The sequence below is a fragment of the Pseudomonas sp. NFIX28 genome, assembly GCF_900107395.1.
In the GTDB taxonomy this organism is placed as follows: domain Bacteria; phylum Pseudomonadota; class Gammaproteobacteria; order Pseudomonadales; family Pseudomonadaceae; genus Aquipseudomonas.
The window spans coordinates 1-16,433 of sequence record NZ_FNPW01000032.1 but is presented as its reverse complement, the minus strand read 5'-3'; the positions used below and the strand labels follow the sequence as shown (position 1 = coordinate 16,433).

The window sequence follows — 16,433 nt, the reverse complement described above, 5'->3', positions numbered from 1 at the left end:
GTGTTGAGCGTGGTATCGTTCGCATCCAGGAAGAAGTTGAGATCGTTGGTCTGCGCGACACTCAGAAGACCACCTGCACCGGCGTTGAAATGTTCCGCAAGCTGCTCGACGAAGGTCGTGCTGGCGAGAACTGCGGCGTTCTGCTGCGTGGCACCAAGCGTGACGACGTTGAGCGTGGCCAGGTTCTGGTTAAGCCAGGTACCGTTAAGCCGCACACCAAGTTCACCGCTGAAGTGTACGTTCTGAGCAAAGAAGAAGGCGGTCGTCATACTCCGTTCTTCAAAGGCTACCGTCCACAGTTCTACTTCCGTACTACTGACGTGACTGGTAACTGCGAGCTGCCAGAAGGCGTTGAAATGGTAATGCCAGGTGACAACATCCAGATGACTGTCACTCTGATCAAAACCATCGCGATGGAAGATGGTCTGCGTTTCGCTATCCGTGAAGGCGGTCGTACCGTCGGCGCTGGCGTCGTAGCCAAAGTCATCGAGTAAGTTCTTGATATATCTCCATCAGGCCGGCATAATGGTCGGCCTGATTCGTTTTTAGGTCAGTAGCTCAATTGGCAGAGCGACGGTCTCCAAAACCGTAGGTTGGGGGTTCGATTCCCTCCTGACCTGCCAGATTCACTTGGTGTGTCTGGCTTTCTTTTCACAGGATCTTCATAGATGACTCCTAAAGCTGAAGCTCAAGGCTCTCGCTTCGATCTGATCAAGTGGCTTGTAGTAGTCGCTTTGGTTGTCGTCGGCGTTGTCGGTAATCAGTATTACTCTGCTTCGCCGATCCTGTACCGCGTACTCGCTTTGCTTGCTATCGCTGCTGTAGCTGCCTTTGTAGGCTTGCAGACTGCGAAGGGCAAGTCTTTCTTTGTACTGGTTAAGGAAGCTCGCACCGAGATTCGTAAAGTCGTATGGCCGACTCGCCAAGAAACCACGCAGACTACGTTGATCGTGGTGGCTGTTGTTCTGGTTATGGCGCTGCTGTTGTGGGGGCTTGATTCCCTCCTCGGTTGGCTTGTTTCCTTGATTGTTGGCTAAGGGTGTCCCGTGGCTAAGCGTTGGTACGTTGTGCATGCTTACTCGGGTTACGAGAAGCATGTGATGCGTTCGTTGATCGAGCGCGTAAAGCTGGCTGGCATGGAAGACGGCTTTGGCGAAATTCTGGTTCCCACTGAAGAAGTGGTTGAAATGCGTAATGGCCAGAAGCGCAAAAGTGAGCGCAAGTTCTTCCCTGGTTATGTGTTGGTCCAGATGGATATGAATGAGGGTACTTGGCACTTGGTCAAGGATACTCCTCGGGTGATGGGTTTTATCGGTGGTACTGCCGACAAGCCTGCGCCAATCACGGACAAAGAAGCAGAAGCAATTCTGCGTCGTGTCGCTGATGGTAGTGACAAGCCTAAGCCCAAGACTTTGTTTGAGCCGGGTGAGGTTGTCCGCGTTACTGATGGTCCGTTCGCTGATTTTAACGGCACCGTCGAAGAGGTTAACTACGAAAAGAGCCGGATCCAAGTGGCAGTGCTCATTTTCGGTCGCTCTACTCCGGTAGAGCTAGAGTTCAGTCAGGTCGAAAAGGCATAACTGAACGAGAATCCCATACCCCGCAGCCCAAGGCTGTGGGGTTTTGTCGTCACTGGGATAAACGCGCAAGTAACCGGGGAGCCTTTCTAGGCGTTTGAACCCGTAATTGGAGTGCCTCATGGCTAAGAAGATTACTGCTTACATCAAGCTGCAAGTGAAGGCCGCACAGGCCAACCCAAGTCCACCCGTCGGTCCTGCTCTGGGTCAGCACGGCGTGAACATCATGGAATTCTGCAAAGCCTTCAACGCCCGTACCCAGGGTCTTGAACCAGGTCTGCCGACTCCTGTGATCATCACTGTTTACAGTGACCGCAGCTTCACTTTCGAAACTAAGAGCACCCCTGCTTCGGTTCTGCTGAAGAAGGCTGCAGGCCTGACCAGCGGTTCGGCGCGTCCGAACACCGTTAAGGTTGGCACCGTTACCCGTGCTCAGCTGGAAGAAATCGCGAAAACCAAAAACGCGGATCTGACTGCAGCTGATATGGATGCGGCCGTGCGTACTATCGCCGGTTCCGCTCGTAGCATGGGCCTTAACGTGGAGGGTGTGTAATGGCTAAGCTGACCAAGCGCCAAAAGGCTATCGCCGGCAAGATCGAAGCAGGCAAGGCCTACAGCTTCGTAGACGCAGCAGCTCTCCTGACCGAGCTGTCGACCGTCAAGTTCAGCGAGTCCGTTGATGTCGCTGTAAACCTGGGCGTTGATCCACGTAAATCTGACCAGGTTGTTCGCAGCGCTACCGTGCTGCCGCACGGCACTGGCAAGACTGTACGTGTAGCTGTGTTCACCCAAGGTCCAGCTGCTGAAGCTGCCCTGGCTGCCGGCGCTGATCGCGTAGGTATGGACGACTTGGCTGCCGAAATGAAAGGCGGCGACCTGAACTATGACGTGGTTATTGCTTCCCCGGATGCAATGCGCGTTGTCGGTCAGTTGGGTCAGATCCTCGGCCCGCGCGGCCTGATGCCTAACCCTAAGGTTGGTACCGTAACTCCAGACGTGGCAAACGCTGTTAAAAACGCCAAGGCTGGTCAGGTTCGTTATCGCACCGACAAAAACGGCATTATCCACACCTCCGTTGGCAAGGTTGGCTTCGACGCCGTCAAGCTGAAGGAAAACGTTGAAGCCCTGATCGCTGATCTGAAGCGTATCAAGCCTGCTTCCTCGAAAGGTATCTACGTCAAGCGCGTTACCCTGAGCACCACTATGGGCCCAGGTCTGGTCATCGACCAAGGTTCGCTGGACGTATAAGACGCAAGTTGACGCAAGCAATTGCGTCAATTGAAAAATTGGGGTCCCTGCCTGGCGGGGGCTATCCAAGACCGTAGGCGACGCAAGTCTTAAACCACAAGCCTACGCAGATGGTGCTCCCGGTTCCTTACCGAATCAGACACCAAAACGACATCCAGCCTCGGTTGGATGAAACGGTAACAAGCAGGAGTTGAACCCGTGGCAATTAAACTCGAAGACAAGAAGGCCATCGTCGCTGAAGTCAACGAGGCTGCCAAAGGCGCTCTGTCCGCTGTCGTGGCTGATGCCCGTGGTGTGACAGTAGGCGCTATGACCGGACTCCGTAAAGAGGCCCGCGAAGCTGGCGTGTACGTACGTGTCGTACGTAACACCTTGCTCAAGCGCGCTGTTGAAGGCACTCAATATGACGTGCTCAACGACGCGTTCGTCGGCCCTACCCTGATTGCATTCTCCAAGGAACATCCGGGCGCTGCTGCTCGTATTTTCAAAGAGTTTGCAAAGGGTCAGGACAAGTTCGAGATCAAGGCAGCTGCGTTCGAGGGCAAGTACCTCGCAGCAAACGAGATCGACGTGTTGGCTTCGCTGCCAACTCGCGACGAAGCTATTGCGAAGCTGATGAGCGTGATCCAAGGCGCTACCAGCAAGCTGGCTCGTACTCTGGCGGCCATTCGCGACCAGAAAGAAGCTGCTGCTGCCTAAGGCACTGCAAGCCCTTTCAAAATCATATGTTTAATTTGATGGCTGCGTAGGCTGTCACCCCAATACAGGAATTTATAGTCATGTCTCTGACTAACGAGCAAATCATCGAAGCAATCGGCCAGAAAACCGTTCTGGAAGTTGTTGAGCTGATCAAAGCAATGGAAGAAACCTTCGGCGTTACCGCTGCTGTTGCCGCTGCTGGCCCAGCTGCTGCTGCCGCTGTTGTTGAAGAGCAAACTGAATTCAACGTCATGCTGACCGAAGCTGGCGAGAAGAAAGTTAACGTGATCAAGGCTGTACGTGAACTGACCGGTCTGGGCCTGAAAGAAGCCAAGGCTGTAGTTGACGGCGCTCCTGCCATGGTTCTGGAAGGCGTTGCTAAAGAAGCCGCTGACAAAGCCAAAGCAGCTCTGGAAGAAGCAGGCGCTAAAGTCGAGCTGAAGTAAGCATCGACTTTGTGTCTCCAGCCCAAGCGTTAAGCTGAGGCTGATGGCTGGTGGCTCTTGCCACCGGCCTTTTTCCGTTATTGGCAGCCGACTGGGTCGGTGCTTCTAACGTGCTGTAACCACCCTGTGCGGTGGCGCAAACCAAAGGGTTTGCACGATTTTCTGGCTGCTCCCGTCGGGAGGGGCCAAATAAGCAGGTGACCAAGCTGGGGAACGCTGATGGCTTACTCATATACTGAGAAAAAACGTATCCGCAAGGACTTTAGCAAGTTGCCGGACGTCATGGATGTGCCGTACCTCCTGGCCATCCAGCTGGATTCGTATCGTGAATTCTTGCAAGCGGGAGCGACTAAAGATCAGTTCCGCGACGTGGGCCTGCATGCGGCCTTCAAATCCGTTTTCCCGATCATCAGCTACTCCGGCAATGCTGCGTTGGAGTATGTCGGTTATCGCCTGGGCGAACCGGCATTTGATGTCAAAGAATGCGTGCTGCGCGGTGTAACTTACGCCGTACCTTTGCGGGTAAAAGTTCGTCTGATCATTTTCGACAAAGAATCGTCGAACAAAGCGATCAAGGACATCAAAGAGCAAGAAGTCTACATGGGTGAAATTCCCCTGATGACTGAGAACGGTACCTTCGTAATCAACGGTACCGAGCGTGTAATCGTTTCCCAGCTGCACCGTTCCCCTGGCGTATTCTTCGACCACGACCGTGGCAAGACGCACAGCTCCGGTAAGCTGCTGTACTCCGCACGTATCATTCCTTACCGCGGTTCCTGGTTGGACTTCGAGTTCGACCCGAAAGACTGCGTATTCGTGCGTATTGACCGTCGTCGCAAGCTGCCTGCATCGGTTCTGCTGCGTGCGCTGGGCTACACCACTGAGGAAGTGCTGGACGCGTTCTACACCACCAACGTATTCCATGTGCGCGGCGAGAGCCTGAGCCTGGAGTTGGTGCCTCAGCGCCTGCGCGGTGAAATTGCAGTCCTCGATATTCAGGACGACAAAGGCAAGGTTATTGTCGAGCAGGGTCGTCGTATTACCGCTCGCCACATCAACCAGTTGGAAAAAGCTGGGATCAAAGAGCTGGAAGTGCCTCTGGACTACGTTCTGGGTCGCACCACCGCCAAGGTCATCGTGCATCCGGCCACCGGCGAAATCCTGGCAGAGTGCAACACCGAGCTGAACACCGAGATCCTGGCGAAGATCGCCAAGGCCCAGGTTGTGCGCATCGAAACTCTGTACACCAACGATATCGATTGCGGTCCGTTTGTTTCCGACACTCTGAAGATCGACTCCACCACCAACCAGCTGGAAGCGTTGGTCGAGATCTATCGCATGATGCGTCCTGGCGAGCCGCCAACCAAGGACGCCGCCGAGACTCTGTTCAACAACCTGTTCTTCAGCCCTGAGCGCTATGACCTGTCTGCGGTCGGCCGGATGAAGTTCAACCGTCGTATCGGTCGTACCGAGATCGAAGGTTCGGGCGTGTTGTGCAAAGAAGACATCGTTGCAGTTCTGAAGACTCTGGTCGACATCCGTAACGGCAAAGGCATCGTCGATGACATCGACCACCTGGGTAACCGTCGTGTTCGCTGTGTAGGCGAAATGGCCGAGAACCAGTTCCGCGTTGGCCTGGTGCGTGTAGAGCGCGCGGTCAAAGAGCGCCTGTCGATGGCAGAAAGCGAAGGCCTGATGCCGCAAGACCTGATCAACGCCAAGCCAGTGGCTGCGGCGGTGAAAGAGTTCTTCGGTTCCAGCCAGTTGTCGCAGTTCATGGACCAGAACAACCCGCTGTCCGAGATCACCCACAAGCGTCGTGTCTCTGCACTCGGCCCAGGCGGTTTGACTCGTGAGCGCGCAGGCTTCGAAGTCCGTGACGTACACCCGACTCACTACGGTCGCGTATGCCCGATTGAAACGCCGGAAGGTCCGAACATCGGCCTGATCAACTCCCTGGCCGCCTATGCTCGCACCAACCAGTACGGTTTCCTCGAGAGCCCGTATCGCGTGGTGAAAGAAGGTCTGGTAACCGACGAGATCGTGTTCCTGTCCGCCATTGAAGAGGCCGATCACGTGATCGCGCAGGCTTCGGCGACCATGAACGACAAAGGTCAGCTGATCGACGAGCTGGTGGCTGTTCGTCACCTGAATGAATTCACCGTCAAGGCGCCGGAAGACGTCACCTTGATGGACGTTTCGCCGAAGCAGGTAGTTTCGGTTGCAGCGTCGCTGATTCCATTCCTCGAGCACGACGACGCCAACCGTGCGTTGATGGGTTCGAACATGCAGCGTCAGGCTGTACCAACCCTGCGTGCCGACAAGCCGCTGGTGGGTACCGGCATGGAGCGTAACGTTGCTCGTGACTCCGGTGTTTGCGTCGTGGCTCGTCGTGGTGGCGTGATCGATTCGGTTGACGCCAGTCGTATTGTGGTTCGTGTTGCTGATGATGAAGTTGAGCCGGGCGAAGCCGGTGTCGACATCTACAACCTGACCAAATACACCCGCTCCAACCAGAACACCTGCATCAACCAGCGTCCGCTGGTGAGCAAGGGTGATCGCGTTCAGCGTAGCGATATCATGGCCGACGGTCCGTCCACCGATATGGGTGAACTGGCTCTGGGTCAGAACATGCGCATCGCGTTCATGGCATGGAACGGCTTCAACTTCGAAGACTCCATCTGCCTGTCCGAGCGTGTGGTTCAGGAAGACCGCTTCACCACGATCCACATCCAGGAACTGACCTGTGTGGCCCGTGACACCAAGCTTGGCCCGGAAGAAATCACTGCGGACATCCCGAACGTGGGTGAGGCTGCACTGAACAAGCTGGACGAAGCCGGTATCGTTTATGTAGGTGCTGAAGTTGGCGCAGGCGACATCCTGGTCGGTAAGGTCACTCCGAAAGGCGAGACCCAGCTGACTCCGGAAGAAAAACTGCTGCGTGCAATCTTCGGTGAAAAAGCCAGCGACGTTAAAGACACCTCCCTGCGCGTGCCAACCGGCACCAAAGGTACTGTCATCGACGTCCAGGTCTTCACTCGTGACGGTGTAGAGCGTGACGCTCGCGCCCTGTCGATCGAGAAGAGCCAGCTCGACGAGATCCGCAAGGATCTGAACGAAGAGTTCCGTATCGTTGAAGGTGCTACTTTCGAACGTCTGCGCTCCGCTTTGGTCGGCCATAAAGCCGAAGGCGGCGCCGGCCTGAAGAAAGGTCAGGAAATCACCGATGAAGTGCTCGACGGTCTTGAGCATGGCCAGTGGTTCAAACTGCGCATGGCTGAAGATGCTCTGAACGAGCAGCTCGAAAAGGCTCAGGCCTACATCGTTGATCGCCGTCGTCTGCTGGACGATAAGTTCGAAGACAAGAAGCGCAAGCTGCAGCAGGGCGATGACCTGGCTCCAGGCGTGCTGAAAATCGTCAAGGTTTACCTGGCAATCCGTCGTCGCATCCAGCCGGGCGACAAGATGGCCGGTCGTCACGGTAACAAGGGTGTGGTCTCCGTGATCATGCCGGTTGAAGACATGCCGCACGATGCCAATGGCACCCCGGTCGACGTCGTTCTCAACCCGTTGGGCGTACCTTCGCGTATGAACGTTGGTCAGATTCTCGAAACCCACCTGGGCCTCGCGGCCAAAGGTCTGGGCGAGAAGATCAACCGCATGGTCGAAGAGCAGCGCAAGGTCGCGGAACTGCGTAAGTTCCTGGACGAGATCTACAACCAGATCGGCGGTCGTAACGAAGATCTGGATAGCTTCTCCGATCAGGAAATCCTGGATCTGGCGAAAAACCTGCGCGGCGGCGTGCCAATGGCCACTCCGGTGTTCGACGGTGCCAAGGAAAGCGAAATCAAGGCCATGCTGAAACTGGCGGACCTGCCAGAAAGCGGCCAGATGCAGCTGACCGACGGCCGTACCGGCAACAAGTTCGAGCGCCCGGTTACTGTTGGCTACATGTACATGCTGAAGCTGAACCACTTGGTAGACGACAAGATGCACGCTCGTTCTACCGGTTCGTACAGCCTGGTTACCCAGCAGCCGCTGGGTGGTAAGGCGCAGTTCGGTGGTCAGCGTTTCGGGGAGATGGAGGTCTGGGCACTGGAAGCATACGGTGCTGCATACACTCTGCAAGAAATGCTCACAGTGAAGTCGGACGATGTGAACGGTCGGACCAAGATGTACAAAAACATCGTGGACGGCGATCACCGTATGGAGCCGGGCATGCCCGAGTCCTTCAACGTGTTGATCAAAGAAATTCGTTCCCTCGGCATCGATATCGATCTGGAAACCGAATAACACGTGACGCGAATCGAGAGCGGGGCAGGATTGCCCGCTCTCTGCTCCGCCAGGAGGAAAGGCCTTGAAAGACCTACTAAATTTGCTGAAAAACCAGGGTCAAGTCGAAGAGTTCGACGCCATCCGTATTGGATTGGCCTCGCCTGAGATGATCCGTTCGTGGTCGTTCGGTGAAGTTAAAAAGCCGGAAACCATCAACTACCGTACGTTCAAGCCTGAGCGTGACGGCCTGTTCTGCGCCAAGATATTTGGCCCGGTAAAGGATTACGAGTGCCTGTGCGGTAAGTACAAGCGCTTGAAGCATCGTGGCGTGATCTGCGAGAAGTGTGGCGTTGAAGTTGCACTGGCCAAGGTTCGTCGTGAGCGCATGGCACACATCGAGCTGGCTTCGCCGGTTGCCCACATCTGGTTCCTGAAATCGCTGCCGTCCCGTATCGGCCTGCTGATGGACATGACCCTGCGTGATATCGAGCGCGTTCTCTACTTCGAGAGCTATGTCGTTATCGACCCGGGCATGACCACTCTGGAAAAAGGTCAGCTGCTGAACGACGAGCAGTACTTCGAAGCGCTGGAAGAGTTCGGCGACGATTTCGACGCCCGCATGGGTGCTGAAGCTGTCCGCGAACTGCTGCACGCTATCGACCTGGAGCACGAGATTGGCCGTCTGCGTGAAGAAATTCCGCAAACCAACTCCGAAACCAAGATCAAGAAGCTGTCCAAGCGTCTGAAGTTGATGGAAGCCTTCCAGGGCTCCGGCAACCTGCCAGAGTGGATGGTGCTGACCGTTCTGCCGGTTCTGCCGCCAGATCTGCGTCCACTGGTCCCGCTGGATGGCGGTCGTTTCGCGACTTCCGACCTCAACGATCTGTATCGTCGAGTGATCAACCGTAACAACCGTTTGAAGCGCCTGTTGGATCTGTCCGCTCCGGACATCATCGTGCGCAACGAAAAGCGTATGTTGCAGGAAGCCGTCGACGCATTGCTCGACAACGGTCGCCGTGGTCGCGCTATCACCGGTTCCAACAAGCGTCCTCTGAAATCCCTGGCCGACATGATCAAGGGTAAGCAAGGTCGTTTCCGTCAGAACTTGCTCGGTAAGCGTGTTGACTACTCCGGCCGTTCGGTAATTACCGTAGGTCCGACCCTGCGTCTGCACCAGTGCGGTCTGCCTAAGAAGATGGCCCTCGAGCTGTTCAAACCGTTCATTTTCGGTAAGTTGGAAATGCGTGGCCTGGCCACCACCATCAAAGCCGCCAAGAAAATGGTCGAGCGCGAACTGCCAGAGGTTTGGGACGTTCTCGCCGAAGTGATTCGCGAACACCCAGTGCTCCTCAACCGTGCACCGACCCTTCACCGTCTGGGTATCCAGGCGTTTGAACCAGTACTGATCGAAGGTAAGGCTATCCAGCTGCACCCTCTGGTCTGTGCTGCGTATAACGCCGACTTCGACGGCGACCAAATGGCCGTGCACGTACCGCTGACTCTGGAAGCCCAGCTGGAAGCGCGTGCGTTGATGATGTCGACCAACAACATTCTGTCGCCAGCCAACGGTGAGCCAATCATCGTTCCGTCGCAGGACGTTGTATTGGGTCTGTACTACATGACTCGTGAAGCGATCAACGCCAAGGGCGAAGGTCGTGTGTTCGCGGATCTGCAGGAAGTTGACCGTGTGTTCCGTGCCGGCGAAGCCGCACTGCATGCCAAGGTCAAGGTGCGGATCACCGAAACCGTCAATGATCGTGATGGCGGCAGCGTGACCAACACTCGTATCGTCGACACCACTGTCGGCCGTGCGCTGTTGTTCCAGGTTGTGCCAAAAGGTCTGTCTTACGACGTCGTCAACCTGCCGATGAAGAAAAAGGCAATCTCCAAGCTGATCAACCAGTGCTACCGCGTGGTTGGTCTGAAAGAGACTGTGATCTTCGCTGACCAATTGATGTACACCGGTTTTGCCTACTCGACCATTTCCGGCGTTTCCATCGGTGTTAACGACTTCGTTATCCCGGACGAGAAAGCCCGCATCATCGGTACCGCTACCGATGAAGTGAAGGAAATCGAGAGCCAGTACGCCTCCGGCCTGGTAACCCAGGGCGAGAAGTACAACAAAGTGATCGACCTTTGGTCGAAAGCGAACGACGAAGTCTCCAAGGCGATGATGGCCAACCTCTCGAAAGAGAAAGTCATCGACCGTCACGGTGACGAGGTCGAGCAAGAATCGTTCAACTCGATGTACATGATGGCCGACTCGGGTGCGCGGGGTTCCGCAGCACAGATTCGTCAGCTGGCCGGTATGCGTGGTCTGATGGCCAAGCCGGACGGTTCCATCATCGAAACGCCGATTACTGCGAACTTCCGTGAAGGTTTGAGCGTACTCCAGTACTTCATCTCGACTCACGGTGCTCGTAAAGGTCTGGCGGACACCGCGTTGAAAACTGCGAACTCCGGTTACCTGACTCGTCGTCTGGTAGACGTGGCGCAGGACTTGGTTGTAACCGAGATCGACTGTGGCACCGAGCACGGCCTGGTAATGACTCCGCACATTGAAGGCGGCGACGTTGTAGAGCCGTTGGGTGAGCGCGTGTTGGGTCGTGTTATTGCCCGTGACGTATTCAAGCCAGGTACCGAGGACGTCATCGTTCCTGCCGGTACTCTGGTCGACGAGAAGTGGGTCGAGTTCATCGAGCTGAACAGCATCGACGAAGTGATCGTGCGTTCGCCGATCAGCTGCGAAACCCGCTATGGCATTTGCGCCAAGTGCTACGGCCGTGATCTGGCTCGTGGTCATCAGGTGAACATTGGTGAGGCTGTCGGCGTTATCGCTGCTCAGTCCATCGGTGAGCCGGGTACCCAGCTGACGATGCGTACGTTCCACATCGGTGGTGCGGCAAGCCGGACCTCCGCGGCCGACAGCGTTCAGGTGAAGAACGGCGGTACCGTCCGTCTGCACAACCTGAAGCACGTTGAGCGAGTGGATGGTCACCTGGTTGCTGTATCCCGTTCCGGTGAGCTGGCGATTGCGGACGACTTCGGTCGTGAGCGCGAGCGTTACAAGCTGCCGTACGGTGCTGTGATTTCGGTTAAAGAGGGTGACAAGGTCGACGCTGGCTCTATCGTGGCCAAGTGGGATCCGCATACCCACCCAATCGTTACCGAAATGAAAGGTACCGTGACCTACGTGGGCATGGAAGAAGGCATCACGATCAAGCGTCAGACTGACGAATTGACCGGTATGACCAACATTGAAGTACTCGACGCGAAAGATCGTCCAGCTGCCGGCAAGGATATTCGTCCTGCTGTGAAGATGGTCGACGACAATGGCAAGGATCTGTTGCTGCCAGGCACTGACGTAATCGCTCAGTACTTCCTGCCAGCCAACGCCCTGGTCGGTGTAGCGGACGGTGCGAAGATCGCGATCGGTGATGTTATCGCTCGTATCCCGCAAGAAACTTCGAAAACCCGCGACATCACCGGTGGTCTGCCGCGTGTTGCCGACTTGTTCGAAGCTCGTCGTCCGAAAGAAGCGTCGATTCTGGCTGAAGTCAGCGGAACCATCGCGTTCGGTAAAGAGACCAAGGGCAAGCGCCGTCTGGTCATTACCCCGAACGACGGTAGCGATCCGTACGAAGAGCTGATTCCGAAGTGGCGTCACCTGAACGTGTTCGAAGGCGAACAGGTAAACCGCGGCGAAGTTATCTCCGACGGTCCGAGCGATCCACACGACATCCTGCGTCTGTTGGGTGTGAGTGCGCTGGCCAAGTACATCGTGAACGAGATCCAGGACGTTTACCGTCTGCAGGGCGTGAAGATCAACGACAAGCACATCGAGACCATCCTGCGTCAGATGCTGCGTAAGGTCGAGATCGCTGAGTCTGGCGATTCCAGCTTCATCAAGGGTGACCAGATGGAGTTGACTCACGTACTGGTAGAAAACGAGCGTCTGAACACCGAAGACAAGTTTGTCGCCAAGTTCACCCGCGTTCTGCTGGGTATCACCAAGGCGTCGCTGTCGACCGAATCGTTCATCTCGGCGGCCTCTTTCCAAGAGACCACTCGCGTACTGACCGAAGCGGCGGTAACCGGCAAGCGCGATTACCTGCGCGGCCTGAAAGAAAACGTGGTCGTGGGTCGCCTGATCCCGGCTGGTACCGGCCTGGCTTATCACAGCGAGCGTAAACGTCGCCGTGATGCAGACAAGCCACTGCGTGTAAGCGCAAGTGAAGTTGAAGCTGCACTGACCGAAGCGCTGAACTCCAGCGGTAACTGAGGTCTGCAGTAGATTGAGATAGGGCCCTGGCTTTTCCGCTCACGAATCAAGACGATTTTGTCAGGGTTCGCTGATCGGGGAGGCCGGGGCCTTGCCTTGACTGGGGCCAAGATCCTCTTTAGACTCTTGTACCCCTAAATTTGGTGGGGCCTGTGCCCTGCCATTTTGTTTATGTCGAAAGACAACAGTGGAGCTAGTAGATGGCAACTATCAACCAGCTGGTACGTCAGCCGCGTAAGCGTATCGTCGAGAAATCCGACGTGCCTGCGCTGCAGAACTGCCCGCAACGTCGTGGCGTGTGCACTCGCGTGTATACCACTACGCCGAAAAAACCTAACTCGGCACTGCGTAAAGTATGCCGTGTGCGTCTGACCAACGGTTTCGAGGTTTCCTCGTACATCGGCGGTGAAGGCCACAACCTGCAAGAGCACAGCGTGGTACTGATCCGCGGCGGTCGTGTAAAAGACTTGCCAGGTGTTCGTTACCACACCGTTCGCGGCTCCCTGGATACCTCCGGCGTTAAGGGTCGTAACCAAGGTCGTTCGAAGTACGGTACCAAGCGTCCGAAGTAATCGGCCGTTTTGCAGTTAATTATTTTATTGAGTCGATAAGAGTAAGGTCGGGCACGAGTCCTTTGGATCAACTGTCCCGAGCTAACCTGAAGACCGTTTGAGGGCTTATCATGCCAAGACGTCGCGTAGCAGCCAAACGTGAGATTCTGGACGATCCGAAATACGGAAGCCAGATCCTCGCCAAGTTCATGAACCACGTAATGGAAAGCGGCAAGAAAGCCGTTGCCGAGCGTATTGTTTATGGCGCGCTGGAAAAAGTTAAAGAACGCAAGAACAGCGATCCCCTGGAAATCTTCGAGAAAGCTCTCGACGCCATCGCTCCGCTGGTCGAAGTGAAGTCGCGCCGTGTTGGCGGTGCTACTTACCAGGTTCCGGTCGAAGTTCGTCCGTCCCGTCGTAACGCTCTGGCAATGCGCTGGTTGGTAGACTTCGCCCGTAAGCGCGGCGAGAAGTCTATGGCTCTGCGCTTGGCTGGCGAACTGCTGGACGCTGCCGAAGGCAAAGGTGCTGCAGTTAAGAAGCGTGAAGACGTACACCGTATGGCTGAAGCCAACAAGGCTTTCTCGCACTACCGCTTCTAATATCGGCATCATTCATTTTGCGAGGGCTTTATGGCTCGTACTACAGCAATCAACCGCTACCGTAACATTGGTATCTGTGCCCACGTTGACGCGGGCAAGACTACCACTACCGAGCGGATCCTGTTCTATACAGGTCTCAGCCACAAGATGGGTGAGGTGCATGACGGCGCTGCTACCACCGACTGGATGGTGCAGGAGCAGGAGCGTGGTATCACCATTACTTCTGCTGCTGTAACTACCTTCTGGAAAGGTTCGCGCGGCCAATACGATAACTATCGTGTAAACGTTATCGATACCCCGGGCCACGTAGACTTCACCATTGAAGTAGAGCGTTCGCTGCGCGTACTCGACGGCGCGGTCGTTGTGTTCTGCGGTACTTCCGGTGTTGAGCCTCAGTCCGAAACCGTATGGCGTCAAGCCAACAAGTACGGCGTTCCACGTGTTGTTTACGTGAACAAGATGGACCGTGCCGGTGCTAACTTCCTGCGCGTTGTTGCTCAGATCAAAAACCGTCTGGGTCACACTCCGGTTCCAGTTCAGCTGGCTATCGGTGCAGAAGATAACTTCGAAGGTCAGATCGATCTGATCAAGATGAAGGCTATCTACTGGAACGAGGACGACAAGGGTACTACTTATCGCGAGGAAGAAATTCCTGCCGATATGCTGGACCTGGCTAACGAGTGGCGCTCCAACATGGTTGAAGCTGCTGCTGAAGCCAACGAAGAGCTGATGAACAAGTACCTTGAAGAAGGTGAGCTGACTGTCGAAGAGATCAAGGCTGGTCTGCGTGCGCGCACCCTGGCTAGCGAGATCGTTCCGGCTGTCTGCGGTTCCTCGTTCAAGAACAAGGGTGTTCCGCTGGTTCTCGATGCTGTTATCGACTTCCTGCCGGCTCCGACCGAGATCCCTGCAATCCAGGGTATCCACCCGGACAGCATCGACGACGAAAACGCTCCGAAAATCGAGCGTCACGCCGACGATAGCGAGCCGTTCTCGGCTCTGGCGTTCAAGATTGCTACTGACCCGTTCGTGGGTACCCTGACTTTCGTGCGCGTTTACTCGGGCATGCTGCAGTCTGGCGACTCCGTGATCAACTCGGTCAAGGGCAAGAAAGAGCGCGTTGGTCGTATGGTGCAGATGCACGCCAACCAGCGTGAAGAAATCAAGGAAGTGCTCGCGGGCGATATCGCTGCGCTGATCGGCATGAAGGACGTCACCACTGGTGACACCCTGTGTGATGCCGCCAGTCCGGTTATCCTTGAGCGTATGGACTTCCCTGAGCCGGTGATTTCGGTAGCTGTCGAGCCGAAAACCAAGCAAGACCAGGAGAAGATGGGTATTGCACTGGGCAAGCTGGCTCAGGAAGACCCGTCGTTCCGCGTCAAGACTGACGAAGAAACTGGTCAGACCATCATCTCGGGTATGGGTGAGCTTCACCTGGATATCCTCGTTGACCGCATGAAGCGCGAGTTCAACGTTGAAGCCAACATCGGTAAGCCGCAGGTTTCCTACCGCGAGAAGATCACCGTCGGCTGTGAAGTTGAAGGTAAGTTCGTTCGTCAATCCGGCGGTCGTGGCCAGTTCGGTCACTGCTGGATCCGTTTTGCTCCGGCAGACGTCGACGAAAAAGGCAATATCACTGAAGGTCTGGTGTTTGCCAACGAGGTCGTTGGTGGTGTGGTTCCGAAGGAATACATCCCGGCAATCCAGAAGGGTATCGAAGAGCAGATGAAGAACGGCGTTGTCGCCGGCTATCCGCTGATCGGCCTGAAGGCTACCGTGTTTGATGGTTCTTACCACGACGTCGACTCTAACGAGATGGCGTTTAAGGTAGCGGCCTCCATGGCGACCAAGCAGCTGCGTGAGAAGGGCAAGGGCGTAGTTCTTGAGCCGATCATGAAGGTTGAAGTAGTAACCCCTGAGGACTACATGGGTGACGTGATGGGTGACCTGAACCGTCGTCGTGGTCTGATCCAGGGTATGGAAGACTCGGTCTCTGGCAAGGTTATCCGTGCTGAAGTGCCGCTGGGTGAAATGTTCGGTTATGCGACCGACGTTCGTTCCATGTCCCAGGGTCGCGCGAGCTACTCCATGGAGTTCTCCAAGTACGCCGAAGCTCCGTCGAATATCGTCGAAGCACTCGTTAAAAAACAAGGCTAATCCAGCCCTTTAGGCAAGAGGTTCACTGTCGTGGCTAAAGAAAAATTTGAACGTAACAAACCGCACGTCAACGTTGGCACCATCGGTCACGTTGACCACGGTAAAACCACTCTGACTGCTGCTCTGACTCGTGTTTGCTCCGAGGTTTTCGGTTCGGCTCGCGTTGACTTCGACAAGATCGACAGCGCTCCGGAAGAAAAGGCTCGTGGTATCACCATCAACACTGCGCACGTAGAGTACGACTCGAACATTCGTCACTACGCGCACGTTGACTGCCCTGGTCACGCCGACTACGTCAAAAACATGATCACTGGTGCTGCCCAGATGGACGGCGCGATCCTGGTTTGCTCGGCTGCCGATGGTCCGATGCCGCAAACTCGTGAGCACATCCTGCTGTCCCGTCAGGTAGGCGTTCCGTACATCGTTGTCTTCCTGAACAAGGCTGACATGGTTGACGACGCTGAGCTGCTGGAACTGGTTGAGATGGAAGTGCGCGATCTGCTGAGCACTTACGACTTCCCAGGTGATGACACTCCAATCATCATCGGTTCGGCTCTGATGGCTCTGAACGGCCAAGACGACAACGAAATGGG

The 16,433-nt window shown here is 55.6% G+C and carries 13 protein-coding genes and 1 tRNA gene; all 14 read left to right on the top strand.

The genetic code is table 11. From position 1 onward, the window contains the following. Nucleotides 1–494 (top strand): EF-Tu C-terminal domain-related protein (locus BLV20_RS30550; RefSeq protein WP_092306069.1); only part of this gene is annotated, 494 nt, incomplete at its 5' end. 53 nt (nt 495–547) lie between these two features. Then, nucleotides 548–623 (top strand) — tRNA-Trp (locus BLV20_RS30545). 45 nt (nt 624–668) lie between these two features. After that, nucleotides 669–1,037: a preprotein translocase subunit SecE gene (secE, locus tag BLV20_RS30540; protein ID WP_092306068.1), complete on the top strand. Its 369-nt coding sequence runs from the start codon at nt 669–671 to the stop codon at nt 1,035–1,037. Nucleotides 1,038–1,046: 9 nt separating this feature from the next. Next, nucleotides 1,047–1,580 (top strand): transcription termination/antitermination protein NusG, encoded by a 534-nt coding sequence (gene nusG, locus BLV20_RS30535; RefSeq protein WP_002555501.1) that lies wholly within the window; start codon nt 1,047–1,049, stop codon nt 1,578–1,580. A 118-nt stretch (nt 1,581–1,698) separates the two neighbouring features. Next, a complete protein-coding gene (rplK, locus tag BLV20_RS30530) occupies nt 1,699–2,130 on the top strand; it encodes a 50S ribosomal protein L11 (protein WP_003176435.1) in 432 nt (143 codons plus the stop codon). Beyond that, nucleotides 2,130–2,825: a 50S ribosomal protein L1 gene (gene rplA, locus BLV20_RS30525; RefSeq protein WP_092306067.1), complete on the top strand. Its 696-nt coding sequence runs from the start codon at nt 2,130–2,132 to the stop codon at nt 2,823–2,825. Before rplK ends, rplA begins: the two co-directional genes overlap by 1 nt. Nucleotides 2,826–3,023: 198 nt before the next feature. Next, nucleotides 3,024–3,524 carry a 50S ribosomal protein L10 gene (rplJ, locus tag BLV20_RS30520; RefSeq protein ID WP_075122040.1) on the top strand — a complete coding sequence of 167 codons (501 nt, stop codon included), beginning with the start codon at nt 3,024–3,026 and terminating at the stop codon, nt 3,522–3,524. Between the two features lie 80 nt (nt 3,525–3,604). Then, entirely contained in the window at nt 3,605–3,970 is a 366-nt protein-coding gene (gene rplL, locus BLV20_RS30515) for a 50S ribosomal protein L7/L12 (protein WP_007925956.1), read from the top strand. A gap of 219 nt (nt 3,971–4,189) precedes the next feature. Then, on the top strand, nt 4,190–8,263 hold the full coding sequence (rpoB, locus tag BLV20_RS30510) for a DNA-directed RNA polymerase subunit beta (RefSeq protein WP_007925957.1): 4,074 nt from the start codon (nt 4,190–4,192) through the stop codon (nt 8,261–8,263). Between the two features lie 64 nt (nt 8,264–8,327). Continuing rightward, nucleotides 8,328–12,527, top strand: coding sequence for a DNA-directed RNA polymerase subunit beta' (gene rpoC, locus BLV20_RS30505; protein WP_092306066.1), 4,200 nt, complete (start codon nt 8,328–8,330; stop codon nt 12,525–12,527). Nucleotides 12,528–12,727: 200 nt separating this feature from the next. Next, nucleotides 12,728–13,099 carry a 30S ribosomal protein S12 gene (gene rpsL / locus BLV20_RS30500; RefSeq protein ID WP_003186084.1) on the top strand — a complete coding sequence of 124 codons (372 nt, stop codon included), beginning with the start codon at nt 12,728–12,730 and terminating at the stop codon, nt 13,097–13,099. A gap of 110 nt (nt 13,100–13,209) precedes the next feature. Next, nucleotides 13,210–13,680: a 30S ribosomal protein S7 gene (rpsG, locus tag BLV20_RS30495; protein WP_007925959.1), complete on the top strand. Its 471-nt coding sequence runs from the start codon at nt 13,210–13,212 to the stop codon at nt 13,678–13,680. Nucleotides 13,681–13,710: 30 nt separating this feature from the next. After that, complete coding sequence (gene fusA / locus BLV20_RS30490; protein ID WP_092306065.1) at nt 13,711–15,840, top strand: elongation factor G; 2,130 nt, start codon at nt 13,711–13,713, stop codon at nt 15,838–15,840. A 30-nt stretch (nt 15,841–15,870) separates the two neighbouring features. Further along, nucleotides 15,871–16,433 (top strand): GTP-binding protein (locus BLV20_RS30485; protein WP_139192774.1); only part of this gene is annotated, 563 nt, incomplete at its 3' end.

Bases quoted from the DNA above. Each gene is read 5' to 3' on its own strand.
- secE (WP_092306068.1), top strand. From the start codon at position 669: ATGACTCCTAAAGCTGAAGCTCAAGGCTCTCGCTTCGATCTGATCAAG.
- rplK (WP_003176435.1), top strand. From the start codon at position 1,699: ATGGCTAAGAAGATTACTGCTTACATCAAGCTGCAAGTGAAGGCCGCA.
- rplA (WP_092306067.1), top strand. From the start codon at position 2,130: ATGGCTAAGCTGACCAAGCGCCAAAAGGCTATCGCCGGCAAGATCGAA.
- rplL (WP_007925956.1), top strand. From the start codon at position 3,605: ATGTCTCTGACTAACGAGCAAATCATCGAAGCAATCGGCCAGAAAACC.
- rpoB (WP_007925957.1), top strand. From the start codon at position 4,190: ATGGCTTACTCATATACTGAGAAAAAACGTATCCGCAAGGACTTTAGC.
- rpsL (WP_003186084.1), top strand. From the start codon at position 12,728: ATGGCAACTATCAACCAGCTGGTACGTCAGCCGCGTAAGCGTATCGTC.
- rpsG (WP_007925959.1), top strand. From the start codon at position 13,210: ATGCCAAGACGTCGCGTAGCAGCCAAACGTGAGATTCTGGACGATCCG.
- fusA (WP_092306065.1), top strand. From the start codon at position 13,711: ATGGCTCGTACTACAGCAATCAACCGCTACCGTAACATTGGTATCTGT.